The sequence below is a fragment of the Zobellella endophytica genome, from assembly GCF_003012775.1.
In the GTDB taxonomy this organism is placed as follows: Bacteria; Pseudomonadota; Gammaproteobacteria; order Enterobacterales; family Aeromonadaceae; genus Oceanimonas; species Oceanimonas endophytica.
The window spans coordinates 1-24,854 of the sequence record NZ_PXYG01000010.1 but is presented as its reverse complement, the minus strand read 5'-3'; the positions used below and the strand labels follow the sequence as shown (position 1 = coordinate 24,854).

Here is a 24,854-nt window from a genome sequence, read left to right as displayed (position 1 = left end):
GGTGGTTACAGCAGGCCGTCGACCGACTCGCCCAGCTCCGCCGGCCAGACCCCGCACTGCACCTGGCCGATATGCCCGAGTTGCAGCAGCAGCATGGCCAGCCGCGACTGGCCGATACCGCCGCCGATGGTCTGGGGCAGCTTGCCCGCCAGCAGCGCCTGGTGCCATTCCTGGCCGGCCCTGTCTTCATGGCCGGTCAGGGCCAGCTGGCGGCGCAGGGCGTCCTGATCCACGCGGATGCCCATGGAAGAGATCTCGAAGGCATCCTCCAGCACCGGGTTCCACACCAGGATGTCACCGTTCAGGCCGGCCAGACCGTCCTTGCCCGGGCTGGACCAGTCGTCGTAGTCCGGGGCGCGCACGTCGTGGATCTCGCCGTGGCTCAGCTTGCCACCGATGCCCACCAGGAACACCGCCCCCAGTTCCCGGGCCGCGGCCCGTTCCCGTCCCTTGGCGTCCAGTTCCGGATAGCGGGCCAGCAGCTCTTCCGCGTGCAGTACCTTGATCTGCTCCGGCAGGAAGGGGGGGAAGCCGAATTCGGCGGCGGCCGCCTGCTCGGTGCGCTTGATGGCACCGTAGATGCGGTTGACGGTGGCCACCAGGAAGTCGGCATGGCGATCCTGCCCGCTCATCACCTGCTCCCAGTCCCACTGGTCCACGTAGACGGAATGGATGGGGCTCAGCCGGTCTTCGTCCGGGCGCAGCGCCTTCATATGGGTGTAGATGCCCTCGCCCGGCTCGAAGCCGAAGCGGGCCAGGGTGTAGCGCTTCCACTTGGCGAGGGAGTGCACCACCTCGAAGGTGGCGGCGGGAATGGCCTTCACCTTCACCTGCACCGCCTTCTCGGAGCCGGACAGGTTGTCTTGCATGCCGTCGCCGAGGCGGCTGAGAATCGGCGCCTGCACCTCCAGCAGGTTCAGCTGCTGGGCCAGTTGACCGGAGAAATACTCCTTCACGAAACGGATCTGGCGTTGGCGTTCAATATAGGCTTGCTTCATCTCGTTCACCTGGGTTTGCTGATTGGTTTTGCAGGATAATCAGGGAAGTGACTCAATAATTCAATATCATGTAGAAAAAACTCCACTTTTGATCTACATTCATCAAAAATAGCGGCTAAAATGGCGGAGTAATCATAATTCCATGGAAAAAGGCGACTTTCATTACCGGATCGATAATCTGGACAAATCCATCCTGATGGCGCTGATGGACAACGCCCGGGTACCCTACGCGGAGCTGGCCAAGCGCTTCGAGGTCAGCCCCGGCACCATTCACGTGCGGGTGGAAAAGATGAAGCAGGCGGGCATCATCGAAGGCACAAGGGTACAGGTGAACCCCAAGAAGCTGGGCTACGACGTCTGCTGCTTTATCGGCATAATCCTGAAGAGCGCCCGGGACTACCCCCAGGCGCTGGCCAAGCTGGCACAACTGGAGGAGGTGGTGGAGGCCTACTACACCACCGGTCATTACAACATCTTCATCAAGGTGATGACCCGCTCCATCGACGAGCTGCAGCGGGTGCTGATCAACCGGCTGCAGCCCATCGACGAAATCCAGTCCACCGAGACCCTGATTTCCTTGCAGCAGCCGATTGACCGGGACGTCACCCCCTGAAGGGTGCTCAGCCCCGCAGCTTGTCCAGGGTATCCTGCATCATCTTGAGCCGCTGCTGCCTGAGCTTGCTGTCGGCGGCGATCTTCTCCAGGGTGGCGGCCTTGAGATCCGCGTCTTCAATATCGGCCGCCTTGTCCTCGGCCATCAGCTTGTGCATCAGCAGTTGCTGCTCCATGGACGCCAGCCGGGCCTGGTGAGTGGCGAAGAACTGCGCCTTCAGCTCCGGGCTGTCCAGCTCGGCCAGCCGCTCGCTCAGGTGCTGCTCGAAACGGGCCGGGTCCATCATCTTCTCCCCCATCATGCCGTGGCGGCCATGATGCTTGCCGTGGTGGCCCCGCTCCTTCATGCCCATGCGCTCGCCCGGCCCGCAGCCTTCCTTCATCTCCGACCCGCCGTGGCCGGGACGCCCCTCGGGGCCGTGACTGGCGGCACTGACCAGGGCGGGAGCGGCCAGGAGGGTGGCGGCGAGGAACAGGGCGCTGTGTCTGGTTTTCATCATCATTACCTCTCGTATGCGGTGACTTCGCTATCAAGTAAAGCAGCCCGCTGTCAGCAAACTGTGTCACCGGCCGGTTTTTTTGTAGCAAAGTGTGACGCCCTTGCCCGCTGACATACTTTGACATTATTTCCCGCCTAAAGGGCCTTATACTGGCGGGGTAACGGCAAGAGGAAAGGGCATGAACAAAGGCAGGCAGTTGCTGGTGGTGGACGATCACGGCGAGATCCGCGATCTGCTGAAACGCTTTCTGGAGCAGCACGGTTATCAGGTGCACGGGGTACGCGACGGCAAGGAAATGCGCCAGTACCTGAGCCGCCAGGGCGCCGACCTGATCATCCTGGACCTGATGCTGCCCGGCGACGACGGCCTCGCCCTGTGCCGGGAACTGCGCGGCCAGGGCAACAACGTGCCCATCATCATGCTCACCGCCATGGGCGAGGATACCGACCGTATCGTCGGCCTGGAAATGGGCGCCGACGACTACCTGCCCAAGCCGTTCAACCCGCGCGAACTGCTGGCCCGCATCAAGGCGGTGCTGCGCCGCCATCCGGAGCCGGGCCAGGCGCCGGCGGCCGAGGAGCCGAGCAAGATCCGTTTCAACCACTGGACCCTGGACCTGGCCCGGCGGGAGCTGATCGACGACAAGGGCGTGACCATCAGCCTGAGCACCGCCGAGTTCGACCTGCTGCGGGTCTTTATCCGCCACCCCAATCGGGTGCTGAGCCGGGATCAGCTGCTGGACCTGGCCCGGGGGCGGGAGGCCCAGGCCTTCGACCGGGCCATCGACACCCTGGTCAGCCGGCTGCGGCGCAAGCTCGAACCCGACTCCAAAAACCCCCAGATCATCAAGACCATCTGGGGCGGCGGCTACATGCTGGTGGTCGAGATCGACCATGGGGATTGAACGCCTGCGCTACTGGCTCGGCAGCCTCACCGGCCAGGTGATACTGGTGGCCCTGTGCGCCCTGGTGCTGACCCAGCTGATCAGCGTCCAGATCTACCGGGTCGAGCGGGAAGAGGCCCTGGGGCTGGTCAACAGCCGCTTCACCCTGCAGCGGCTGATCGCGGTCACCCGCCTGCTCAACCAGTCGCCGCCCGAGCTGCACCCGGAGATCCTGCGCGCCAGCCGCAGCGAGACCCTGCTGCTGACCGTCGACGTCGCTCGCCCCCAGCCCGGCACACGCAGCGAAAACTTCGAGCGCATCGTGCGCAGCAAGCTCAGCTACCCCGCCGGGCTCGACATTCATATCAGCGCCGAAACCCGCAACGGCCGGCTCGACTGGCCGCCACGGGAACATCGGCCCCACCGCCGGCCGCCGCGGCCGCCAGACATCCGCCTCTACGGCACCATCGAGCTGGCCGACGGCCGCTGGCTGAGCTTTACCTCGCTGATCGACCGGGACATACCGGGGTGGTCCGCCAAGGCCATACTGTCGCTGGTGCTGCTCGCCGCACTGCTCACCGGCCTGATGATCTGGCTGCTGCAGCGCACCACCCGGCCGCTGAAGGAACTGGCCCGCCAGGCCGAGCGGCTGGGCCGGGGCGACAAGGCCGAGCCCATCGCCGAGCGCGGCCCGCGGGAGATCCGCGACACCCTGTCCGCCTTCAACCGCATGCAGGACCGGCTGGATCGCTTCGTGTCCGATCGCACCCGCATGCTGGCGGCCATCTCCCACGACCTGCGTACCCCCATCACCACCCTGCGGCTGCGCAGCGAATTCCTGCCCGAGGGGGAAGACAAGCAGAAGCTGCAGGAGGGACTGAAGCGCATGGAGCAGATGCTGGCCGCCACCCTGCAATTCGCCCGGGAAGACGGCCTGGCCGAGCCGGTACGGGACCTGGACTTGCCGAGCCTGCTGGAAAGCCTGTGTGACGATCTGCAGGACAACGGCCACGACGTCAGCCTGGAAGAGCAGGCGGCCATCGTCTACCGGGGCCGTCCCACCGCCCTGCGAAGGGCGCTGCAGAACTTGCTGGAAAACGGGGTCAAGTACGGCGGCCGGGTGGAAGTACGGTTGTTGGCCGGCAAGGACAAGGTGCGCATCCTGATCCGCGACTTCGGCCCCGGCATCCCGGAGGAACAACTGGAGGAGGTGTTCAAGCCGTTCACCCGGCTGGACAGCGCCCGCAACCTGGAAGACGGCAGCGTCGGCCTGGGCCTGGCCATCGCCCGCACCCTGATCCACCAGCACGGCGGCGAACTCCTCCTCGGCAACCATCCCCAGGGCGGCCTGCTGGTGACCGTGACCCTGCCCCGCTGACGGCTTTACAGCCTGGACGGAACTGCCTAGAGTGAGGCTTCAACCGAGTACAAGGAAAGGACACTGATGAAAGACGAAACCCTGGCCATCCACCACGGCTACAGCACGGATCCCACCACCAAGTCGGTGGCGACTCCCATCTACCAGACGGTGGCCTATGAATTCGACAGCGCCCAGCACGGCGCCGATCTGTTCAACCTGGAGGTGCCGGGCAACATCTATACCCGCATCATGAATCCCACCAACGACGTGCTGGAACAGCGGGTGGCGGCGCTGGAAGGCGGTATCGCCGGCCTGGTGGTGTCCGCGGGCAGCGCCGCCATCCATTACGCCATCCTTACCCTGGCCCAGGGCGGCGACAACATCGTCTCCACGCCCCAGCTCTACGGCGGCACCTATACCCTGTTCGCCCATATGCTGCCGAGTCTCGGCATCGAGGTACGCTTCGCCGAGGACGCCAGCCCCGCCGCCATCGCCAAGCTCATCGACGACAACACCAAGGCGGTGTACTGCGAAAGCATCGGCAACCCAGCGGGCAACATCGCCGATATCCAGGGCCTGGCCGACGCGGCTCATGCCCGGGGAGTGCCACTCATCGTCGACAATACCGTCGCCACCCCTATCCTGTGCAAGCCCATCGAGTTCGGCGCCGACATAGTGGTGCATTCGCTGACCAAGTACATCGGCGGCCACGGCAACTCCCTGGGCGGCATCATAGTGGACAGCGGCCGCTTCCCTTGGGCCGAGCACAAGGTGCGCTTCCCCCAGCTGAACACCCCCGAGCCGGCCTACCACGGCGTGGTCTACACCGAGGCCTTCGGCCCGGCGGCCTTTATCGCCCGCGCCCGCACCGTGCCCCTGCGCAACACCGGCAGCGCCCTGGCACCGCTCAACGCCTTCCTGCTGCTGCAGGGACTGGAGACCCTGCCCCTGCGCATGGAGCGCCATGTGGGCAACACCTTCAAGGTAGCCGACTTCCTGCAAAACCACCCGGCGGTGGCTTGGGTCAACTACGCGGGGTTGCCGGAGCATCCGGACTTCGAGCTGGCACAACGCTTCATGCAGGGCAAGCCCTCGGCCATCCTCTCCTTCGGGCTCAAGGGCGGCTTTGAGGCGGGCGTGCGCTGCTATGATGCCCTCAAACTCGTCAAGCGGCTGGTCAATATCGGCGACGCCAAGTCCCTGGCCTGCCACCCGGCCTCCACCACCCACCGCCAGCTAACCCCGGACGAACTGGCGCAGGCGGGTGTGCGGCCGGAGATGATCCGCCTGTCCATCGGCATAGAGCACAGCGACGACATCATCGCGGACCTCGTCCAGGCCCTGGAAGCCTGAGCCATGGGGCCGCCCTCTGGCGGCCCTATTCCTGTCCCACCTACCCATTCGCATCTACAGGCCCGTTCTCTTCACCTATTCTTAACCTTGCAGGTCCGCTCCTCGTCAAGGAGCCTCCATGGCTGTCAACCCGGAACTCTCGCCCCTGCGCCACAACCAGCAGGGCGACAGCGAAGACGCCCTGATCCAAGAGCAGTTGCACCACTTCGGCATCGATCCCGCCAGTCCCTTCGGCCAACACCTGGCCGGGGCGGCGCTCAACCTCTATCGTACCAACCAGGATATCCACGCCCTCTGGCGACTCACCCGAGAGAGCCTGGACAGCCTGCTGTCGGACTCAACCTCTACGGCGGCGTGCACCAGTTGCTGCAGGACTACTACGCCCGGCCGGAGAAACTCGGCATCCGGCTGGAATGGTTCGACGACTGTGAGGCCCGGAACTTCCGCCTGGCCCTCAACCGGGCGCTGGCGGAGCACCGGGAGGCGCTGGCCGCCGGCGCCCGGCTGCGCGTCTATCTGGAGTCCCCCTGCAACCCCCACGGCCTGATGCTGGACGTGCCCGGCATCTGCCGCCTGGCTCAGCCCTCCTCTAACTCACCGCCATCAGCCCCAGCGCCAGCTTGCCGGCCAGCAGCCACATCAGGGTGCCGATGGCGGCGTCCATCACCTTCTGTACCACAGGCCGGCCGAGCCAGGCACTCATCTTCGCCGCCGCCAGCGCCAGGGTGAAAAACCAGATCAGCGAGGCGCTGATGCAACCCAGGGCGAAGGCCCACTTGTGCTCCTCGGCGAAACCGCCGCCCACCGAGCCCAGTATCATGACGGTTTCAATATAGACCTGGGGATTGAGCAGGGTCACCGCCAGCGCCCCGACCAGCACCGCCCTCAGCCCCCGCTCCCGGCCGTCCAGCGCCAGCGCCTGTTCCCGCCGGAACACCCGGCGCCAGCAGTGGGCGCCGTACAGCAGCAGAAAGACCATGCCCGCCAGGCTGATGCCCCAGTACAGCAGGCCGTGGGCCTGCAGGGCGGCACCGCCGCCGAACACGCCGAGGCTTATCAGCAGCACGTCGAACAGGCCGCAGATGGCCGCCACCAGCAAATGATGCTGGCGCCGGATGCCCTGATTGAGCACGAAGGCGTTCTGCGCGCCGATGGGGATGATGAGCCCCGCCCCCAGGGTGAAGCCCTGTATCCAGGGTAACCAGTACATGATCTCGCTCCGTTTTGCTTTACCGACTGGCGGCCAGACTAGAGCGCCCCTAGAATTAAGTAAAACTAATAAAAATTGATTAATATAAGAAAATTTAATGAAGACACTGGACTACAAACTGCTGGCCGCCCTCGACCGGGTGGTGAGCGAACAAAGCTTCGAGGGCGCCGCCCGCCAGCTGCACCTGACCCAGTCGGCGGTGTCCCAGCGCATCAAGCAACTGGAACAGCGACTGGCCCAGCCCTTGCTGGTGCGCGGCCAGCCGCCCCATCCCACGGAAGCGGGCCGCCGCCTGCTGGCCCACTATCGCCAGGTCAGCCAGCTGGAAAGCGCGGTGATGGCGGAGCTGCTGCCGGACGCGCCGCAAAAACCGCTGGGGGTGGCCATCGCCACCAACGCCGACAGCCTGGCCACCTGGCTGATCCCGGCGCTCACACCCCTGCTGCACGGCCACCCCATCGAGCTCAACCTGCTGATCGAGGACGAGTCCCGCACCCTGGACCGGCTCAGGAGCGGCGAAGCCTTCGGCGCCATCAGCATCGGTGCCGAGCCCCTGCCCGGCTGCCGCTGCGATCCCCTGGGCCAGATGGACTACCTGCTGGTGGCCACCCCCGGCTTTCGGGAGCGCTACTTTGCCGACGGACTGACCCAGGACGCCCTGCGCCGGGCGCCGGCGGTGGCCTTCGACCAGAAGGACGACATGCACGAACGCTATATAGCGCGGCACTTCGGCCTGCCCGCCGGCAGCTACCCCTGCCACGCGGTGCGCTCCTCCGAAGCCTTCGTGGCCATCGCCCGGGCCGGCGCCGCCTATTGCCTGATCCCACGGCTGATGATCGCCGAGGATCTCGAGGCCGACCGGCTGCTCGAACTGCACCCGCAAGGCCGCCTGATCCAGCCCCTGTACTGGCATCGCTGGCTGCTGGAACGGGGCATCCACAAGCTGCTGTCCCGCCGGCTGATCGAGCACGCCCGATCCGTGCTGCCGGCTATTGACTCTGGAGGTACCTCCAGGGTCTAAACTCCGGATAGAAACCACCATCAGGAGAGCACCATGGGACACTGTTGTCACCACCATCACCCCAAGGAAGACGCCGCCGGGCATCGCCATGATGCCGGTTGTGCGCCCCGCACCGAGCGGGCCAATGACTGCACGGCCCAAGCTCCCGCCGCAGGCGCGGCGGGACCGGACGGCCCGCCTCCCGACGAGGAGGACGACAGGCGAGGGAACATCCATCACTGGCGCATCGGCGGCATGGACTGCCCCAGTTGCGCCGCCAAGATTGAAACCGCGGTGCGCCGCCTGCCCGGGGTGCTGAGCGCCGAAGTCCGCTTCGCCACCGAACGATTACAGGTGCGGCTGGCCCCGGAAGCCGCTCCCGCCACCGTGGAGCAGGCCATCACTGCCGCCGGCTTCACCCCCCTGACGGAACACAAACCGGCAAGCCCCGCACCGGTCCCCTGGTGGCGACCACAGTTGGATATACTGATCCTGCTGGTGCTGATGCTGGCCGCCGCTCTGGCCGGCCTGCTGGCACCGGAGCTGGGCTCGCCGCTCTTTACCTTGGCCACCTTCTGGGGGCTCGCCCCCATCGCCCGCCAGGCCTGGCGCCTGTCCCGCAGCGGCTCCCCCTTCTCTATCGAAACCCTGATGACGGTGGCCGCCACCGGCGCCCTCTTCCTGGGCGAGACCGCCGAGGCGGCCATGGTGGTGCTGCTGTTCATGGTGGGAGAAAAACTGGAGAGCCTGGCCGCCAGCCGGGCCCGCAAGGGGGTGAAGGCGCTGATGGCCCTGGTGCCGGAAAAAGCTCGCCGGCTCGGTGCCGGCGGCCCGGAAGAGGTAGACGCATCCGAACTCGCGCCGGGGGAGCGCATCGAGGTGCACCCGGGAGGACGGCTGCCGGCGGACGGCGAGTTGCTGACCCCGCTCGCCGCCTTCGACGAGAGCGCCGTCACCGGCGAGTCGCTGCCGGTGGAGCGCCGCCGGGGCGAACGGCTGGCCGCCGGCAGCCTGGTGGTGGACGTGGCGGTACAGTTGAGGGTGACCTCGGAGCCAGGCAACAACACCGTGGACCGCATTCTGCACCTGATGGAGCAGGCCGAGGCCAACCGTGCCCCCATCGCCCGCTTTATCGAGCGCTTCAGCCGCTGGTATACCCCGGCGATGATGCTGGCCGCCCTGCTGGTGATACTGCTGCCGCCCCTGGCCCTGGGCGCCGACTGGCAGACCTGGATCTACCGGGGCCTGGCGCTGCTGCTGATCGGCTGCCCCTGTGCCCTGGTGATCAGCACGCCGGCGGCGGTGGCGTCGGCCCTGGCCGCCGCCACCCGCCTGGGCGTGCTGATCAAGGGCGGCGCTGCCCTGGAGCAGCTCGGCCGCATCGATACCCTGGCCTTCGACAAGACCGGCACCCTGACTCTGGGTCAGCCGGCCCTGACCGAGCTGGTGGTCTATCCCCCCCTGGATCGCGGCCAGGCCCTGGCCCTGGCCGCCGGCCTGGAGTCGGGCTCCCACCACCCCCTGGCCCGGGCCCTGGTGGCCGCCGCCGAGGCACAAGGCCTGGCTCCCGAGCCCGTTGCGGACAAGCGCACCCTGGCCGGAGCCGGTATCCAGGGCCGCTGGCGAGAGCAGGCGCTGCTGCTGTGCAGCCCCGCCCATCTGCCGGAAGCCTGGTTCACGCCGGATCAGCACCGGGATCTGGAGTCGTTCAGGGCCGGCGGCCATACCCTGGTGGTGCTGGCGCTGGAGCAAACCGTACTGGCCCTGTTCGCCTTGGCCGACCAGCTGCGGGACGACGCGGAGGCCGGCATCAATGCCCTGCGGGCCCTGAACATCGACTGCCTGATGCTGACCGGGGATCACGAACAGGCGGCGGCGCGCATCGCCGGCGAGCTCGGCATCGGCTACCGGGCTGGGCTGAAACCCGAGGACAAGCTGGCGGAAGTGGAACGGCTCGACCGAACGCGCAGTCTGGCCATGGTGGGCGACGGCATCAACGACGCTCCGGCGCTGCGCCGGGCCAGAGTGGGCATCGCCATGGGCCAGGGCACCGACGTGGCGCTGGACAGCGCCGACGTCGCCCTCGGCCATAACCGGCTGACCGGGCTGGCGGACGCCATCCGGCTGTCCCGCGCCACCCACGCCAATATCCGCCAGAACGTCACCCTGGCACTGGGGCTCAAGGCCATCTTCCTGATCACCAGCCTGACCGGACTCACCGGACTCTGGCTGGCGGTGCTGGCCGACACCGGCGCCACCGCCCTGGTCACCCTCAACGCCCTGCGGCTGCTGACCTTCCGTAGTCGGCATTAGGCTCATTCGCCCGGCCTGCCGGGTGGCGAACTCCCTGGCCGACACTCAGGATGTCGGCCAGGAACATCGGCGCCAACCGTAACGTAATAAAAAGTTCACATTCAATATGCACTCCAATGTCTACGCTTTGTATATACGTTGCATTGCACTATAAAACGCGGGATCGATCGCACCCATGGCCGGTGAGCAGAGACGACACAAGCAGAAGAAAGACGGTCAGTTGGTCATTCGCATCAACAGCAAAGAGCGCGATGACTTTATCGATTTATGCGAGCAACTGGACTCCAGCGCGGCCCGGGAGATACGCCGTTTTATCCGGGAGTTTATCGCGCAACAGGCCCCGCCCGGGCCTACCGACTAAATCCCAGCAGGGTGTCGACCTGGCCTTGTCCGCCCGCCAGCTCGCCGCTCTATTCCGTGCCCAGCGGCACAACAATATGTTAAAGGAGGCATACCATGGCAAAAACCAAGGCAAAAAACCTGAAGCAACAGATAAAAACCCGCAAGGCCAAAATCGCCAAACATGAAGGCAAACTGAAAAAGCTGAAGAAGGCCCTTAAAAAAGTCTGACTTTCGGCCGATGAACGCCCCCGCCTGCCAGGCCATGCAGCGAGCGACGGACGCCATCTTGATGGTTAACGGCTCGGTACAGGCTGCAGCCGGGGGCTTTTGGCACCCCGGCTCATCAAGCCGGCAACGCGGCTACCAGGCTCCCACCACAAACCCCAGCCGCTCCGGCAGCCACAGCGCGATGCCGGGGAACAGCATCACCAGCACCAGCGCCGACAGCATGGTCAACATAAAGAACAGCGCCCAGCCGAAGGTCTTCTCCAGCCGGATGCCGGCGATCTGGGTGGTCACCATCAGGTTGATGGCCACCGGCGGAGTGAACTGGCCGATGGCGATGTTCATCGCCAGCAGGATGCCGAACCACACCGGGTTCCAGCCGAAGTGCTGCATCAGCGGGATCAGTATGGGGGTGATGATCAGGTAGATGGAGATGGCGTCGAGCAGCATGCCCGCCAGCAGCACCAGCACCATGATCAGCATCAGCAGCACCCAGCCGTTGTCCGACAGGGACAGCATGGCCTGGGCCAAGTGGTTGAAGGTGCCGAGGGTGGTGCCGGCCCAGGCGAAGATGCCCGCCAGGGAGATGATGATCATCACTACCCCCGACACCATGCCCGCCTCGCCGAGCAGGCGCCATACGTCCTTCAGGCTGAGCTGGCGATAAACGAAGATGCCCACCAGCAGGCCGTAGGTCACCGCCACCACCGCCGCTTCTGTGGGGGTGAACAGGCCCGAGCGCAGGCCGCCGAGGATCAACACCGGGGCGAACAGCGCCGGCAGGGCGCGGATAAAGCTCTCCTTCAGCGGCGGCCGCTCGCCCTGTTTGGGATCCTCCCAGCCGTTGCGCCGGGCCAGCCACCACACCGGCAGCAACAGCGACAGCCCGGCGAGGATGCCCGGGAACAAACCGGCGGCGAACAGGGCGCGCAGATCGACCCCGGGCACCACGATGGAATAGAGGATCAGTGCGATGGAGGGCGGGATCAGGATGGCGGTGGACGAGGCGGAGGCGATCAGCGCCGCCGAGAAGGGTTTGGGATAGCCGGCCCGGGTCATGCTCGGCAGCATCACCATGGCCACCGCCGCCGCGTCCGCCGGGCCCGAGCCGCTCATGCCACCCATGATCAGGCACACCAGCACCACCACCAGCCCCAGGCCGCCGTGGCGCGGGCCGATCAGTGCCTGGGCGAAGCGCACCAGGCTGGCCGCCACCCCGGCCCGCTCGAAGATGAGGCCGGTGAGGATAAACAGGGGGATGGCGATCAGCGGATACTTGGCGATGCTGTTGTAGGTGTTGGTGCCCAGGGTGGCCAGCATCTCCGGCGACAGTCCGACGACGATGCCGGCGGCCCCGCCCAGCCCCAGGGCGAAGGCCACCGGTACCCCCAGCAGCATGGCGGCACCGAACACCAGCAGCATCAGCAGATCAGGACTCATGGCGTGGCTCCTCGCGACAGGCGCGGCAACGCTCGAGCAGGCTCTGGGTCAGCCGCCAGATGATGGCCAGGCACAGCAGCGGCAGCCAGACGATATAGATCCAAGAGGGATAGCCCAGCCCGGGCGACAGCGACTCCCAGCGGTATTCCTCCCAGGCCAGCAGGCCGCCGTACCACACCACCAATCCCAGCAGCAGCACGCTGGCGGCCCACTGCAGTACATAGAGCACCGGACGCAACCGGAGCGGCAGCTTGTCTTCCACCAGTTCGATACGGATATGGGCATGCCGGCGCGACGCCAGCGAGGCGCCTGCAAAGGTGAGCACCACCAGCAGGAACACGGAAAATTCTTCGGTAAAGGCGAAGGAGGCATCGGTGGCATAACGCACCACCACATTGCCCAGGCTGATCACACAGACCGCCAGCAGGGCCAGGGCCGCCAGCCAGCGTTCTGGCCTGGCGTCGGGGGCAGATTTCGACATGGGGACAACAACTCTCGGTAAGCAAGTAGGGGGCATGGGCCCGCGCCGGCCTCACACCCGCCTCCCCCCGAGGCCGAAGGCGCCCTCCTGGCGCCGGTGTGATAAAACCTCGGCCGCGCGGGCCGGGCCGTGGTTTAACGGGCGTCGATGGCCGCCTGGGCTTCCGCCACCAGCTCGGCACCGATACGCGGCGTCCACTTCTCATAAACGGCGGCGGTGGCCTCCACGAAGGCCTGATGCTGCTCGGGGCTCAGCTCGGTCACCGCCACCCCACGCTCCTTGATGGCGACCAGGGTGTCGGCCAGCTCATTGCGGGATTTCTCGATTTCCCAGGCGCCGGCGTCGATGGCGGCCTGGCGCAACAACTGCTGATCCTCGGCGGACAGGGACTTCCATACCTTCTGGTTGACGCCGAAGATCAACGGATCCGCCATATAGTGCCACAGGGTCAGGTACTTCTGGCCGACCTGATCGACCCGCGCCACGTCGAACACCGACAGCGGGTTCTCCTGGCCATCGATGGCGCCGGTGGTCAGTGCCGGCTGGGCGTCGGCCCAGCTCATCTGGGTCGGGTTGGCGCCCAGGGTATTAAAGGTATCGAGGAACAGGGGCGAGCCCACCACCCGGATCTTGAGGCCCTGGACGTCTTCCGGGCTCTGGATGGCCTGCCTGGAGTTGGACAGCTCGCGGAAGCCGTTCTCGCCCCAGGCCAACGGCATCACGCCCCGTTTTTCGATGGCGGCGAAGACCTTGTCACCGGCGCTGCCCTGGGTGATGGCGTCGATGGCCGCCTCGTCGGGCATCAGGAAGGGCAGCGAGAACAGGTTCAGTTCCGGCACCTGGGGCGACCAGTTGATGGTGGAAGCCACCGCCATGTCGATAAGCCCACTGCGCATGGCGGAGAATTCCTTGGTCTGGTCGCCGGACACCAACTGGGCATTGGGATAGACCGTGAGGGTCAGGCGGCCCTCGGAGCGCTCGTTCACCAGCTCGGCCCACTTGGCGGCGGCCTGGCCCCAGGGGAAAGCGTCGGACAGCACGGTGGAGACGGAAAACTCACGAGTCTCCTGGGCGAAAGCGGGAGCGGCCAGGGTCAAACTCATGGCGGCGGTGAGGGCGGCAACGACCTGTTTAACTCGCATAACGAAGTCCTTTCTGTTGTTATTGGCAGTTTCTGTCGTGGCAGGGCAGAACAAAACACCGGCCGGACGACCGGCGACACGACGGTCCGCCATAGTGGGGCGAAGGGGACTCAAAAGTCAACCATCAGCGGGAACCAAGGTCCCCGTCCCCCATACATAAAAAAAACCCGCAAGCCGAGACTTGCGGTTTTTTTATAGCAAGGAACTTACTTGGCGGCGGCCGGCTGGGGCCGCACGCCCAGGGTATGGCAGATGGCGTAGGTCAGCTCGGAGCGGTTCAGGGTGTAGAAGTGAAAGTCCTTCACCCCTTCCCGACTCAGCACCCGTACCTGATCCATGGCGATGCTGGCGCCCACCAGGTTGCGGGTGTTCTGATCGTCGTCCAGCCCCTGGTAACGCTGGTGCATCCAGCCCGGGATCTTGACGTTGGAGAAGCCGGCAAACTTGATTAGGGTCTGGTAGTTGGACACCGGCAGTATGCCCGGCACTATCTCCACGTCGATACCGATGGTCACGCAGCGATCGCGAAAGCGCAGGTAGGACTCGACGTCGAAGAAGAACTGGGTGATGGCACGGTTGGCACCCGCGTCGATCTTACGCTTAAGGCTGAGCAGGTCGGCCTGGGCGCTCTTCGCCTCCGGGTGCACCTCGGGATAGGCCGCCACCGAAATGTCGAAGTCGGCCTCTTCCTTCAGCAGGCTCACCAGATCGGCGGCGTACATGTCCGGCTTTTCCACGCCCTGGGGCAGGTCGCCGCGCAGGGCCACTATCTGGCGGATGCCGTTGTTCCAGTAGTCCCGGGCGATGCCGCGCAGTTCATCCCGGCTGGCATCGATGCAGGTCAGGTGCGGTGCGGCCACCAGGCCGGTCTTGTCCTGGATGTCCTTGATCACCTTGTGGGTGCGATCCCGGGTGCCGGAGTTGGCGCCGTAAGTCACGGAGACAAACTTGGGCGCCAGCGTCTTCAGCCGCTCGATGGAGTGCCACAGGGTCTGCTCCATCTGCTCGCTGTTGGGCGGAAAGAACTCGAAAGACACATTGATATCGCCGTTCAGTTCGGCCAACGACTGGTTGAGCGCTTCTACATGACGCGCACTGTGAAAACCCATGTTTATCTCCTAACAACTTAAATTAAAACGATTCCTTTATACCCGGGTCTCGGCATAGGCCCGGCGCAACGGCTCGGTGGCCGCCACCATGTTGGCCAGGGCGGCACGGGTTTCTTCCCAGTTGCGGGTCTTGAGACCGCAGTCGGGGTTGACCCAGATGCGCTCCTTGGGCAGGCGCTCCACGGCTTTTTCAATCAGTTTGACCATCTCCTGCACCGACGGAATGCGCGGCGAGTGAATGTCGTACACCCCGGGACCAATCTCGTTGGGATAGGCGAAGTCCCGGAACACATCCAGCAACTCCATGTCGGAGCGGGAGGTTTCGATGGTGATCACATCCGCATCCAGGCGGGCGATGGACTCGATGATTTCGTTGAACTCAGAATAACACATATGAGTGTGGATCTGGGTACTGTCCGCCACCACCGAGGCGCTCAGGCGGAAGGCCTTCTCGGCCCAGGCCAGGTAGGCCGGCTGAGGCGCCTTGCGCAGCGGCATCAGCTCGCGGAACGCCGGCTCGTCGATCTGGATGATGCCCACCCCGGCCGCTTCCAGATCCGCCACTTCGTCGCGCAGGGCCAGGGCTACCTGGTAGGCGGAGTTGACGTCGGTCTCGTCTTCCCGCGGGAAGGACCAGGACAAAATGGTCACCGGGCCGGTAAGCATGCCCTTGACCGGCTTGTCGGTCAGGCTCTGGGCGTATTGGGTCCAGTTCACTGTCATCGGCTTGGCGCGCCAGACGTCACCGAAGATGATGGGCGGCTTGACGCAGCGGGAACCGTAGCTCTGCACCCAGCCGAAGCGGGTGAAGGCAAAGCCTTCCAGCAGTTCACCGAAATATTCCACCATGTCGTTGCGCTCGGCCTCGCCGTGCACGAACACGTCCAGTCCCAGGGCTTGCTGTTCGTCGATGGCCGGTTTGATGTAGCCCTTGATGCCTTCCTCGTAGGCCTGCTCGTCGAGGCTGCCTGCCTTGTGATCCCGGCGCAAGGCCCGGATCTCGGCGGTTTGCGGGAAGGAGCCGATGGTGGTGGTGGGGAACAGCGGCAGCTTGGCCGACTGCCCCGGGCCCGCGCCACGTAAGGCGCCCCGCGCTGGTCGTCACCCGCGCCTTGACCGCCTCGTTGTGAATGCGCTTGGAGGTCTGGCGTGACGCCACTCTGGCATCGGAGGCGGCCAGCTCGGCGGTGATGGCCGCTTCACCCTGGTTGATGCCCCGGGTCAGGATGATCACTTCCTGCACCTTCTGGGCGGCGAAGGCCAGCCAGGATTTCAGCTCCTGATCGAGCCGGTCTTCCGAGTCCAGATCCACCGGCGAGTGCAGCAGCGAGCAGGACGGCGCAATCCACAGCTTGTCGCCGTAGCGCTCGGCCAGGGGCTTGAGCTTGTTCAGCGAGACGCGCAGATCGTTGGCCCAGATGTTGCGGCCGTTGACGATACCGACCGACAGCACCTTGTCCTGGGGCCAGGCGGCGGCGATGGTATCGAGGCTGTCACCCAGCACCGCGTCCACGTGCAGACCGGCCACCGGCAGTTGGCTTACCAGCGCCAGGTTGTCGGCCAGGGGGGCGAAGTAGGTGGTCAGCAGCAGCTTGAGCTCAGCCTGGGCCAGCTCGGCGTAGGCCCGGGTCACCGCCTGTTGCCACTCGGGTGCCAGATCCAGTACCAGCAGCGGCTTGACGGCAATGCCCTGCTCCCTGGCTTCCTGCACTTCATCGAACAGCTTGGTGCTGGCCAGGCGGAAGGCCTGATCGGCGGTGATTTCCGGTACCAGGTAGTGGTAGTTGGTGTCGAACCACTTGGTCATCTCGCTGGCGAAGGTATTTTCACCGGTCGGTGCCCGGCCGCGAGCCACGCGGAAATAGGTGTCCAGGCTCACCGTCTGGTCCGCCGGCTGGTTGAAACGCGCCGGGATCACCCCCAGCAGGGCTCTGGTGTCCAGCACATTGTCGTAGAAGGAAAAATCGCCCACCGGCTGCAGATCCAGCCCCTGCTGGTACTGGCGTGCCGCCTTGCGGGTCTGCCGGGCGATGGTGTCGAGTTCGCCGGCGTCGGACTGGCCTTTCCAGTAGGACTCGAGGGCGAATTTCAGTTGGCGGCGGTTACCGATGCGGGGAAACCCCAGGTTGTAGGACAAGGCCATTGCTGTTATCTCCGTGCTCTCTTCGGCCACAAGGACATTTAGACGTCCAAATGGCTTTACATTTACACGGCTTAACTTCTGGAGGCAAGGGTATCTTTTAAAAAAGTGATAAGTACTAATTTATTAGCACTGAAAAGAATATATGGAAAAGAAGGACTCTTTTGAGTGGCATGTGTGACTGAAGATAGAATGAAGGAATAAAGGGGAAAGGCGGGATCGGGTAGTCCGATCCCGAAAAACTCAGCGCACGCCCTGTTCGGCCAGTACCTGGGCGATGATGGCGATGGGGCTGTGCAGGTGCTCGCGCATCATGGCCACGGCCTGGGGCTTACGCGCCAGTATGGCTTCGAGCAGGGCCAGGTGTTCCCGCTGTTTCTCCGCCAGCGCCTGCTCGCTGAACACGGTGCGTTTCAGCCACAGGTAGCGATAACGGGCCGCCTGATCCATCAGGGTCTGGCGCACCACCAGCAACTGGGGCGAGCGGCAGCCGGCGGCCACCGCGTTGTGAAAGGCCTGGTGGCGGCTGTCCCACTGGTTGAGCTGCTCCTCCACCGATGCCAGGTGAGTCACCTTGGCCAGGGCATGGTGGGCCGCCACTATGCCGGCCTCCCAGAGATCGTCACCCCGGGCCATGGCCAGTTCCACTACCAGTCCTTCGAGCTGGGCGCGGGCGTCATAAATGTCCTTCAGCTCCGCCACCGACATCGGGCTGACCCGAAAGCCACGCTGGCTCTCGGCGGTGACCAGCCGTTCCGACACCAGTTGCGACAGGGCCTCCCGCAACGGGCTCACGCCCAGGCCGTAACGACTTTTCAGCCTGCTCATCAGCAGCTTCTCACCCGGGCCGAAGTGGCTGCGGATAATGTCCTGCTTCAGCTGCTGATAGGCCGTGCGCGCCAGATTTTCCCGGGGTGCGTCGAGGTTGTTCATTCTCTGTTCCTGAAGATGGGTCTCGCCCGATTATAACGAAATTGCAACGGAGTTCATAAAATCAACATCACTCATTGACAAAAATAAAAAATGTCGACATTTTATAAATACAGCGATATTAACCTCTTTAACCTACACCACGTGAAATAACAAGGAAGCCATCATGTCCAACGTCGCCACCGCCGATTTCGTTAATCACAAGTATCAGGGCTTCAGCCTGGCCCCTGCCGCCCTGTCCGAGCGCCTGCTGGAGCTGCGCTTCGACGCGCAGACCGTCAGCGCCTTCCTGGCCGCCACCGCCGAATGGCCGATACAGGCGCTGGAGTACAAGTCCTTCCTGCGCTTTCGGGTCGGCCAGATCCTCAACGATCTGTGCGGTCAGGCGCTGCAGCCGTTGCTGATCAACACCCTGGTGGATCGCGACACCGGCGCCCTGCTGATCACCCCGGAGGGGCTGGACAAGGTCGAGCAGGCGGAAGACATGGTCAAGTTCACCACCGCCGTGGCCCACCTGTTCGGCCGCTCCAACTACGACGCCATGAGCGGCCAGTACTATGCCCGCTTCGTGGTGCAGAACCAGGACAACTCCGACAGCTACCTGCGCCAGGCGCACCGGGTGATGGAGCTGCACAACGACGGCACCTTCGTCGAGCAGGACACCGACTACGTGCTGATGCTGAAGATCGACGAGCAGAACATGGAAGGCGGCAACTCCCTGCTGCTGCACCTGGACGACTGGGAGCACCTGGCGCGCTTCTACGCCGATCCCATGGCCCGCCGGGTGATGCGCTGGGCCGCGCCGCCCAGCAAGAACACCACCAAGGACGTGTACCACGCGGTGTTCGACACCGACCGCGGTGGCCAGCCGATCATGGCCTACATCGACCAGTTCGTGCAGCCCAAGAACTACGAGGAAGGAGTCTGGCTGGCGGATCTGTCCGAAGCCCTGGAAACCAGTACCCGCAAGCTGTCGGTGCCGGTGCCTACCGGCTCCTTCCTGCTGATCAATAACCACTTCTGGCTGCATGGCCGCGACAAGTTCATCGCCCACGAAGGACTGCGCCGGGAGCTGATGCGCCAACGCGGCTACTTCACCCATGCCAAGACCCTGAAGAATCCCAACCAGGGCTAAAGGCTTTGACAGGGCGTCGCCGGGCGCGGCACCTTTAGCACAACACCAAGAACAATAACGCCGGGGTCCGCCCCCGGCTTTTGCCTCTCTACATACAGGTGAACAGAACAGTGTTTGATTTCATCATCATCGGCGGCGGCATCGTCGGCATGTCGACCGCCTGGCAGCTGAAAAAAGCCTATCCGGACAGCAAGATGCTGCTGCTGGAGAAGGAATCCGGCCCGGCCCGACACCAGACCGGCCACAACAGCGGCGTGATCCACGCCGGGGTCTATTACACCCCGGGCAGCCTCAAGGCCAGGTTCTGCCTGGAGGGCAATATCGCGACCAAGGCGTTCTGCCAGGAGCACGCCATTCCCTATGACGAATGCGGCAAGCTGCTGGTGGCCACCAGCGAACTGGAAATGGAACGGATGAAGGCGTTGTGGGACAGGAGCGAGGCCAACGGCCTGGAGCGCTACTGGCTGAACGCCGACGAGCTGAAGGAGCGGGAGCCCAATATCACCGGCCTGGGCGGCATCTTCGTGCCCTCCAGCGGCATCGTCAACTACAAGCAGGTGACCGCCGCCATGGGCAGGGAGTTCGAGCGCCTGGGCGGGGAGATCCGCTACCAGGCCGAAGTGACCGGATTGAAGGAGGAAGCCAGCCAGGTGGTGGTGCAGACCAGCCAGGGCGAGTTCCAGGGCAAGTACCTGGTGTCCTGCTCCGGGCTGATGGCGGACCGGGTGGTGCGCATGCTGGGGGTCGAGCCCGAGTTCAAGATCTGCCCCTTCCGCGGTGAATACTACCTGCTCAAGCCCGAGCACAACCGGATAGTGAACCACCTGATCTACCCGATCCCGGATCCCGACATGCCCTTCCTCGGGGTGCACCTGACCCGGATGATCGACGGCACCGTCACCGTCGGGCCCAATGCGGTGCTGGCGTTCAAGCGGGAAGGCTACAACAAGAGCGATATCTCGCTGAAGGACACCCTGGAGATGTTCACCTACCCGGGCATCCTCAAGGTGCTGCTGAAAAACCTGAAGCCGGGGCTGACCGAGATGAAGAACTCGCTCAACAAGGCCGGCTACCTGGAGCTGGTGCGCAAGTACTGCCCCAGCCTGCAGTTGGACGATCTCACCCCCTACCCGGCCGGCATCCGCGCCCAGGCGGTGTCGAGGGACGGCAGGCTGGTGGACGACTTCCTGTTCGTCAACACCAGGCGCACCATCAACGTCTGCAACGCCCCCTCGCCAGCGGCCACCTCCGCCATTCCCATCGGCGGCTATATCGTCGACAAGGTCAGGGAACAGGTGGGGGAAACCGCCGCCATCGCCTGAAGGCGCGCCATAAAAAAGGGCAGACGTTGTCTGCCCAAACACTGCCGAGGTTTCAGAACCTCTCAACCCACATTGCAAACCATCAGAATGTGTAGCCCAGGCCGACCATCAGCCCGACAGGGTCGATATGGGTGTCAAATGTCCCCACTCCCTTCACTTCCACATCAGTGTCGATATCCAGATACCAGATCGAGCCGTTGACGAACCAGTGGTCGTTGATCTTCATATCCAGGCCGGCCTGGGCCGCCAGGCCCCAGGAGTCATCCGCGTTTACCTCGGTGCCGGCCAGGGCGTTGCGGCCCTGCTCATCGAAGAAGAAGGTATAGTTGATACCGGCGCCCACATAGGGACGCACCCGGCTCTGGGCATCACCGAAATAGTACTGGGCCATCAGGCTCGGGGGCAGGTGCTTGACCTTGGCCACTTCGCCACCGCCCAGCTCGACGCTGTGAGAGAAAGGCGTGGCGGCCAGCAACTCGACCGCCCAGTTATCGGTGAGCATATAAGACAGGGTAAGGCCGAGCTGTGTATCCGGCTGTACGTCCAGGACGTCATTGGAACCCGTGGTCGGGCTGACCATGATGGCGCCGCCCCGGACCAGGATATCGCCGGCTTGATGAGCCTGGGCCACGGGAACCATGAAGGCGGCGGCAATCAGCAGGGAAAGTTTTTTCATGCTCTGTCCTTATTTCTTTTTAGGTATATCGGAAGTCAGGGGGAGTTTGCCTTACAAAATACAGGGCTTTTTTGATTTAACGCAAAGTCGCCAGGGAAAGTGGCCGTAACACGCCGATTTCGTGGCGAACTCGACAAATTGCCTGGCGGGAGACTGGCTTAAATCCATGGCTTGGGGTATATCTTAGGCATCGGGTTCAGGCAGCGCTTTTGGCGTTGCCTGCTTTTTTATGGAGGTTTATATGGCCCAGTTGCCGCCTATTACTATTTCCACCCTGGATTTGGCCCGGTTGGAAGCGCTGCTTGAGCATCAACCCGACTCGGACGCCCTGCGTCGGTTGGAGCATGAGCTGGATCGCGCCAATGTGATTGAACCCGGCGCCATGCCGGACAACATCGTGACCATGAATTCCCGTATCAGTTTCACCATGGCCGGTAGTAACAAGACCATGACCAAGACCCTGTGCTACCCGCGGGACATGGACGGCGCCAAGGACAAGATCTCGGTACTCGCGCCCATCGGCAGCGCCCTGCTGGGCCTGTCCGTCGGCCATAGCATCGAGTGGCCCGGCCCCAACGGCAAGATGTTGCAGGTCACCATCACCGCCGTTGACTATCAGCCCGAGCGGGCCGGCGATTACTAGTGGTAAATGGAAAAAGGCGCACCTCATGCGCCTTTTTCCATTTACCACTGCCCACGCATATCCGAGCTATTGCCCTAACTTCTGGCGCAAGGCATGCTAAGCATACCCCCTGTCCATGATCCGCCCGCCATGAACGAGCTAATTAGCAGCATACTGTTTTCCCTGTCCATTACCGGCCCCATCTGCCTGTTACTGGTACTCGGCATCGGATTGCGCCGCACCCAGATGATGAACGAAGGCTTTATCGACGGAGCCAGCAAGCTGGTGTTCAATGTTGCCCTGCCCATGCTGTTGTTTACCAGCATCGCCCAGACCGATTTCAGCCAGATGGCCAGTCCCTCGCTGATCCTGTATGGCCTGCTGGCCACCCTGGCAGCCTTTGTGCTACTGGAGCTGCTGGCCATGCGCATGACCGAGGACAAGCGGCTACGCGGTATTCTGGTACAGGGTGCCTTCCGCGCCAACATGGGCATCATCGGTCTGGCCTACGTCAACAATGCCTACGGCGCCCGGGGCGTGGCGTCGGTGGCCATGTATGTAGCCTGCCTGACCATACTGTTCAACATCCTGGCGGTGGTGACCCTGAACCGCAGCCTGAGCCAGGACAAAGGCCTGCAGTTGGGCAACATCATCAGGGGCATTGTCCAGAACCCGCTGATTATCGGCATAGTGGCGGCCCTTCCCTTCGCCGCCAGCGACTGGCAGGTGCCGGCGGTGCTGATGAAAACCGGCCACTACCTGGCCCAGATGACGCTGCCGGTGGCGCTGCTCTGCACCGGCGCCACCCTGAGCCTGAAACGGGGCCGGGAGGAAACCGGACTGGTCCCCCCAGTTGCCCTGCTGCGCCTGCTGGCTATCCCCCTGCTGATCACCCTCGGCGGTTACCTGGTCGGCTTTCGCGGCAACGAGCTGACCATGCTGTTTCTGATCAACGCCTCCCCCACCGCCGCCGCCAGCTACGTGATGGTGCGCGCCATGGGCGGCAATGCCGTGCTGGCGGCCAACATCATCGCCGTCACCACCCTGGGCTCCCTGGTCACCACCAGCCTGGGGGCCGCGCTGCTGAAAGGCTTGGGCTGGTTTTGACGGCTAGCGGGTGCAACCGCTGCGGTGCTGCGTTATTGTGGGCCACCCCCAACAGCCTGATAACGAGCTATGTCTAGAGAAAAAGCCCTGACCCTGGAAGCCCTGCGGGTGCTGGATGCCATCGAACGCCGGGGCAGCTTCGCCGCCGCCGCCGAAGAGCTGGGCAAAGTGCCTTCCGCGCTCAGCTACACCATCCAGAAGCTGGAAGACGAGCTGGATCTGGCACTGTTCGATCGTTCCGGTCACAAGACCCAGTTCACCCCGGTAGGCCGGCTGATGCTGGAGCGGGGACGTCAGTTGCTGTTTGCCGCCAATCAGCTGGTGGATGATGCCAGGGCGCTGGAACGGGGCTGGGAAACCCGGCTTACCGTCGCCATCGACGCCATCATGCCCAGCCAGTTGCTGTTTCCGGTGCTGGACGCCCTCTCCCGCCAGACCGAAACCGATATCAAACTGGCCCATGAGGTGTTGGCCGGCACCTGGGAAGCCCTGGAAACCGGACGCGCCGATTTGGCCATCACTCCGCTGCGTGCAGACTCGGTGCGGAGCCCCGGCATCAAGACCCAGTTTCTCTATCATGAAACCTTTGTCTATGTGGCCCATCCGGCACATCCCATCCACCAGGAGCCGGGCCCACTGACCGAGGACATTTTCAGCCGCTACCGGGCCATCGCCGTGGCGGATACCGCTCGCTTCAAGCCGCCGCTCACCTTCCGGTTGTTCGACAAGCAATCACGGCTGACCGTCAGCACCATGCAGGACAAGATCACCGCAGTCAAAGCGGGATTGGGTATTTCATCGGTCCCCCTGTCCTGGCTGGGCGACATGCTGGAAACCGGCGAGCTGAAGGAAGTATCGGCCAGTTGTAGGGAAACCACTGACGTGGTGCTGGCCTGGAGAAGGGATGCCATGGGCAAGGCCAAGAGCTGGCTTATTCGCCAGATCCCGACCCTGTTTCAGGATAATAAGTAGCCGCTCGTCATCCGGCGCGCTTAAAACGGGGCAGGCGATGATTCAGCCAGCCGATGACCGCATCCATCAGCCCCGTCTGCAGCAGCCAGGCCAGGCCGAACACCGCCACCGCGAAGGCGCCGACATAGATATCGCTCCACCAGTGGGCGCCGCCCATGACCCGGGGAGCGGAAAAGATCACCACAAACAGGCAGCCCCAGAGCCCCGCTCGCCAGGACAGATAACGCCAGACGAAACCGGTGAAGATCATCAGCATCAGACCGTGATCGCCGGGGAAGCTGTCGCCGGAAGCATCCTTGGTCTTGAATCCGGCCAGTTCGGTCAGACGATGAATATTGTCGAAGGTCAGGGTCGGGCTCGGTCTTTCCACCGGAATGGTCCGGCCTAACTGGTTCAGCCCGACCGCGGTCAACAACATCAGCAAGCCGACGATCAGCAGCCGTCGTTTTTGCTCGGCATCAGCTTTCCGGTAATAGCTGTAATACACCAACCCCATGACCAATAATGCCACTGCATCGAATGCCCGGTTATTGGCCACGGCAATCATGTTGACCCAGGCCTGGCTCTCGCCCAGTTTGTTATTGAAAAAATAGAAAACAGCCCGGTCAATCTGGAACCAGAAACCATGCCCGGGCAGCCAGTACCAACTGGCCAACACCGCCACGGCAACGAAATTCCACAAGATCAGTTTATTGAATTGCATCGGCATAAGCCCCCCCTTATAACAAGGCGGGCATTGTACGGAATTTAAATGGTGCTGTGCAGATAATAGTGGGAAGATTCCGGCACTATGCTCTCCCGGAAGCAGAGGGCGAAGCGCCGACTTCATCCAGTAGTCCGGCGCAGCCAATACGAAAAAGCCCTGACCAATCGGTCAGGGCTTTGAGGTAATGGCGGAGCGGACGGGACTCGAACCCGCGACCCCCGGCGTGACAGGCCGGTATTCTAACCAACTGAACTACCGCTCCGCAAAAGCCGTATA

Annotated in this window: 23 protein-coding genes, 1 tRNA gene and 1 pseudogene; 13 read left to right on the top strand and 12 right to left on the bottom strand. The window is 63.7% G+C overall.

What is annotated here, in order from left to right; all coding sequences use genetic code 11:
* Positions 1-5: 5 nt before the first annotated feature.
* Positions 6-998, bottom strand: a complete 993-nt coding sequence (asnA, locus tag C7H85_RS17270; RefSeq protein WP_106730956.1) for an aspartate--ammonia ligase — start codon at positions 996-998, stop codon at positions 6-8.
* Between the two features lie 142 nt (positions 999-1,140).
* Here asnA and asnC point away from each other — a divergent pair, with 142 nt between their 5' ends.
* Complete coding sequence (gene asnC, locus C7H85_RS17265; RefSeq protein ID WP_106730955.1) at positions 1,141-1,611, top strand: transcriptional regulator AsnC; 471 nt, start codon at positions 1,141-1,143, stop codon at positions 1,609-1,611.
* Between the two features lie 7 nt (positions 1,612-1,618).
* Here asnC and C7H85_RS17260 read toward each other — a convergent pair whose 3' ends face one another.
* Entirely contained in the window at positions 1,619-2,107 is a 489-nt protein-coding gene (locus tag C7H85_RS17260) for a hypothetical protein (RefSeq protein WP_106730954.1), read from the bottom strand.
* A gap of 181 nt (positions 2,108-2,288) precedes the next feature.
* Here C7H85_RS17260 and C7H85_RS17255 point away from each other — a divergent pair, with 181 nt between their 5' ends.
* From C7H85_RS17255 to C7H85_RS19650, 4 genes are all read left to right on the top strand, one after another.
* A complete protein-coding gene (locus C7H85_RS17255) occupies positions 2,289-3,014 on the top strand; it encodes a response regulator (protein ID WP_106730953.1) in 726 nt (241 codons plus the stop codon).
* The gene (locus tag C7H85_RS17250; RefSeq protein WP_106730952.1) at positions 3,004-4,371 is read left to right on the top strand and encodes an ATP-binding protein; all 1,368 of its coding nucleotides are present in this window, start codon (positions 3,004-3,006) and stop codon (positions 4,369-4,371) included. Before C7H85_RS17255 ends, C7H85_RS17250 begins: the two co-directional genes overlap by 11 nt.
* 66 nt (positions 4,372-4,437) lie before the next feature.
* Positions 4,438-5,706: an O-acetylhomoserine aminocarboxypropyltransferase/cysteine synthase family protein gene (locus C7H85_RS17245; RefSeq protein ID WP_106730951.1), complete on the top strand. Its 1,269-nt coding sequence runs from the start codon at positions 4,438-4,440 to the stop codon at positions 5,704-5,706.
* Between the two features lie 118 nt (positions 5,707-5,824).
* Complete coding sequence (locus tag C7H85_RS19650; protein ID WP_146140478.1) at positions 5,825-6,253, top strand: hypothetical protein; 429 nt, start codon at positions 5,825-5,827, stop codon at positions 6,251-6,253.
* Between the two features lie 42 nt (positions 6,254-6,295).
* On the opposite strand, the gene C7H85_RS17235 is transcribed toward C7H85_RS19650, so the two are convergent.
* Positions 6,296-6,916 carry a LysE/ArgO family amino acid transporter gene (locus C7H85_RS17235; RefSeq protein WP_210433687.1) on the bottom strand — a complete coding sequence of 207 codons (621 nt, stop codon included), beginning with the start codon at positions 6,914-6,916 and terminating at the stop codon, positions 6,296-6,298.
* 97 nt (positions 6,917-7,013) lie between these two features.
* Between C7H85_RS17235 and C7H85_RS17230 the strand changes: the two genes are divergently transcribed.
* The 3 genes from C7H85_RS17230 to C7H85_RS17220 all read left to right on the top strand — a co-directional run bounded on the left by C7H85_RS17230 (position 7,014) and on the right by C7H85_RS17220 (position 10,590).
* The gene (locus tag C7H85_RS17230; RefSeq protein ID WP_106730948.1) at positions 7,014-7,937 is read left to right on the top strand and encodes a LysR family transcriptional regulator ArgP; all 924 of its coding nucleotides are present in this window, start codon (positions 7,014-7,016) and stop codon (positions 7,935-7,937) included.
* Between the two features lie 33 nt (positions 7,938-7,970).
* Entirely contained in the window at positions 7,971-10,229 is a 2,259-nt protein-coding gene (locus C7H85_RS17225; RefSeq protein WP_106730947.1) for a heavy metal translocating P-type ATPase, read from the top strand.
* Positions 10,230-10,404: 175 nt separating this feature from the next.
* Positions 10,405-10,590: a hypothetical protein gene (locus C7H85_RS17220; protein ID WP_106730946.1), complete on the top strand. Its 186-nt coding sequence runs from the start codon at positions 10,405-10,407 to the stop codon at positions 10,588-10,590.
* A gap of 341 nt (positions 10,591-10,931) precedes the next feature.
* Here C7H85_RS17220 and C7H85_RS17215 read toward each other — a convergent pair whose 3' ends face one another.
* The 6 genes and pseudogenes from C7H85_RS17215 to csiR form a co-directional block, all read right to left on the bottom strand.
* Entirely contained in the window at positions 10,932-12,236 is a 1,305-nt protein-coding gene (locus C7H85_RS17215; protein WP_106730945.1) for a TRAP transporter large permease, read from the bottom strand.
* Positions 12,226-12,717, bottom strand: coding sequence for a TRAP transporter small permease (locus C7H85_RS17210; protein WP_106730944.1), 492 nt, complete (start codon positions 12,715-12,717; stop codon positions 12,226-12,228). The genes C7H85_RS17215 and C7H85_RS17210 overlap by 11 nt, the downstream gene beginning before the upstream one ends.
* Positions 12,718-12,851: 134 nt before the next feature.
* Entirely contained in the window at positions 12,852-13,859 is a 1,008-nt protein-coding gene (locus C7H85_RS17205) for a DctP family TRAP transporter solute-binding subunit (protein WP_106730943.1), read from the bottom strand.
* A gap of 206 nt (positions 13,860-14,065) precedes the next feature.
* A complete protein-coding gene (gene metF / locus C7H85_RS17200; protein ID WP_106730942.1) occupies positions 14,066-14,968 on the bottom strand; it encodes a methylenetetrahydrofolate reductase in 903 nt (300 codons plus the stop codon).
* Between the two features lie 36 nt (positions 14,969-15,004).
* Positions 15,005-17,111, bottom strand: a pseudogene (gene metE, locus C7H85_RS17195) (5-methyltetrahydropteroyltriglutamate--homocysteine S-methyltransferase).
* A 240-nt stretch (positions 17,112-17,351) separates the two neighbouring features.
* The gene (gene csiR, locus C7H85_RS17190; RefSeq protein ID WP_106730941.1) at positions 17,352-18,041 is read right to left on the bottom strand and encodes a DNA-binding transcriptional regulator CsiR; all 690 of its coding nucleotides are present in this window, start codon (positions 18,039-18,041) and stop codon (positions 17,352-17,354) included.
* A gap of 163 nt (positions 18,042-18,204) precedes the next feature.
* Here csiR and glaH point away from each other — a divergent pair, with 163 nt between their 5' ends.
* Entirely contained in the window at positions 18,205-19,173 is a 969-nt protein-coding gene (gene glaH / locus C7H85_RS17185; protein WP_106730940.1) for a glutarate dioxygenase GlaH, read from the top strand.
* A 110-nt stretch (positions 19,174-19,283) separates the two neighbouring features.
* Positions 19,284-20,495 carry an L-2-hydroxyglutarate oxidase gene (gene lhgO, locus C7H85_RS17180; RefSeq protein WP_106730939.1) on the top strand — a complete coding sequence of 404 codons (1,212 nt, stop codon included), beginning with the start codon at positions 19,284-19,286 and terminating at the stop codon, positions 20,493-20,495.
* An 82-nt stretch (positions 20,496-20,577) separates the two neighbouring features.
* On the opposite strand, the gene C7H85_RS17175 is transcribed toward lhgO, so the two are convergent.
* Positions 20,578-21,171 (bottom strand): OmpW family outer membrane protein, encoded by a 594-nt coding sequence (locus C7H85_RS17175; RefSeq protein ID WP_106730938.1) that lies wholly within the window; start codon positions 21,169-21,171, stop codon positions 20,578-20,580.
* Positions 21,172-21,412: 241 nt separating this feature from the next.
* Between C7H85_RS17175 and rnk the strand changes: the two genes are divergently transcribed.
* The 3 genes from rnk (at position 21,413) to C7H85_RS17160 (ending at position 23,872) form a co-directional block, all read left to right on the top strand.
* Complete coding sequence (gene rnk, locus C7H85_RS17170; RefSeq protein WP_106730937.1) at positions 21,413-21,814, top strand: nucleoside diphosphate kinase regulator; 402 nt, start codon at positions 21,413-21,415, stop codon at positions 21,812-21,814.
* 129 nt (positions 21,815-21,943) lie between these two features.
* Entirely contained in the window at positions 21,944-22,900 is a 957-nt protein-coding gene (locus C7H85_RS17165) for an AEC family transporter (RefSeq protein WP_106730936.1), read from the top strand.
* Positions 22,901-22,969: 69 nt separating this feature from the next.
* Positions 22,970-23,872 carry a LysR family transcriptional regulator gene (locus C7H85_RS17160; protein WP_106730935.1) on the top strand — a complete coding sequence of 301 codons (903 nt, stop codon included), beginning with the start codon at positions 22,970-22,972 and terminating at the stop codon, positions 23,870-23,872.
* 7 nt (positions 23,873-23,879) lie between these two features.
* On the opposite strand, the gene C7H85_RS17155 is transcribed toward C7H85_RS17160, so the two are convergent.
* Together C7H85_RS17155 and C7H85_RS17150 are read right to left on the bottom strand one after the other, a co-directional pair.
* Positions 23,880-24,701 (bottom strand): phosphatase PAP2 family protein, encoded by an 822-nt coding sequence (locus C7H85_RS17155; protein WP_245879708.1) that lies wholly within the window; start codon positions 24,699-24,701, stop codon positions 23,880-23,882.
* 62 nt (positions 24,702-24,763) lie between these two features.
* Positions 24,764-24,840: transfer RNA gene (locus C7H85_RS17150), tRNA-Asp, on the bottom strand.
* Between the last annotated feature and the right edge of the window lie 14 nt (positions 24,841-24,854).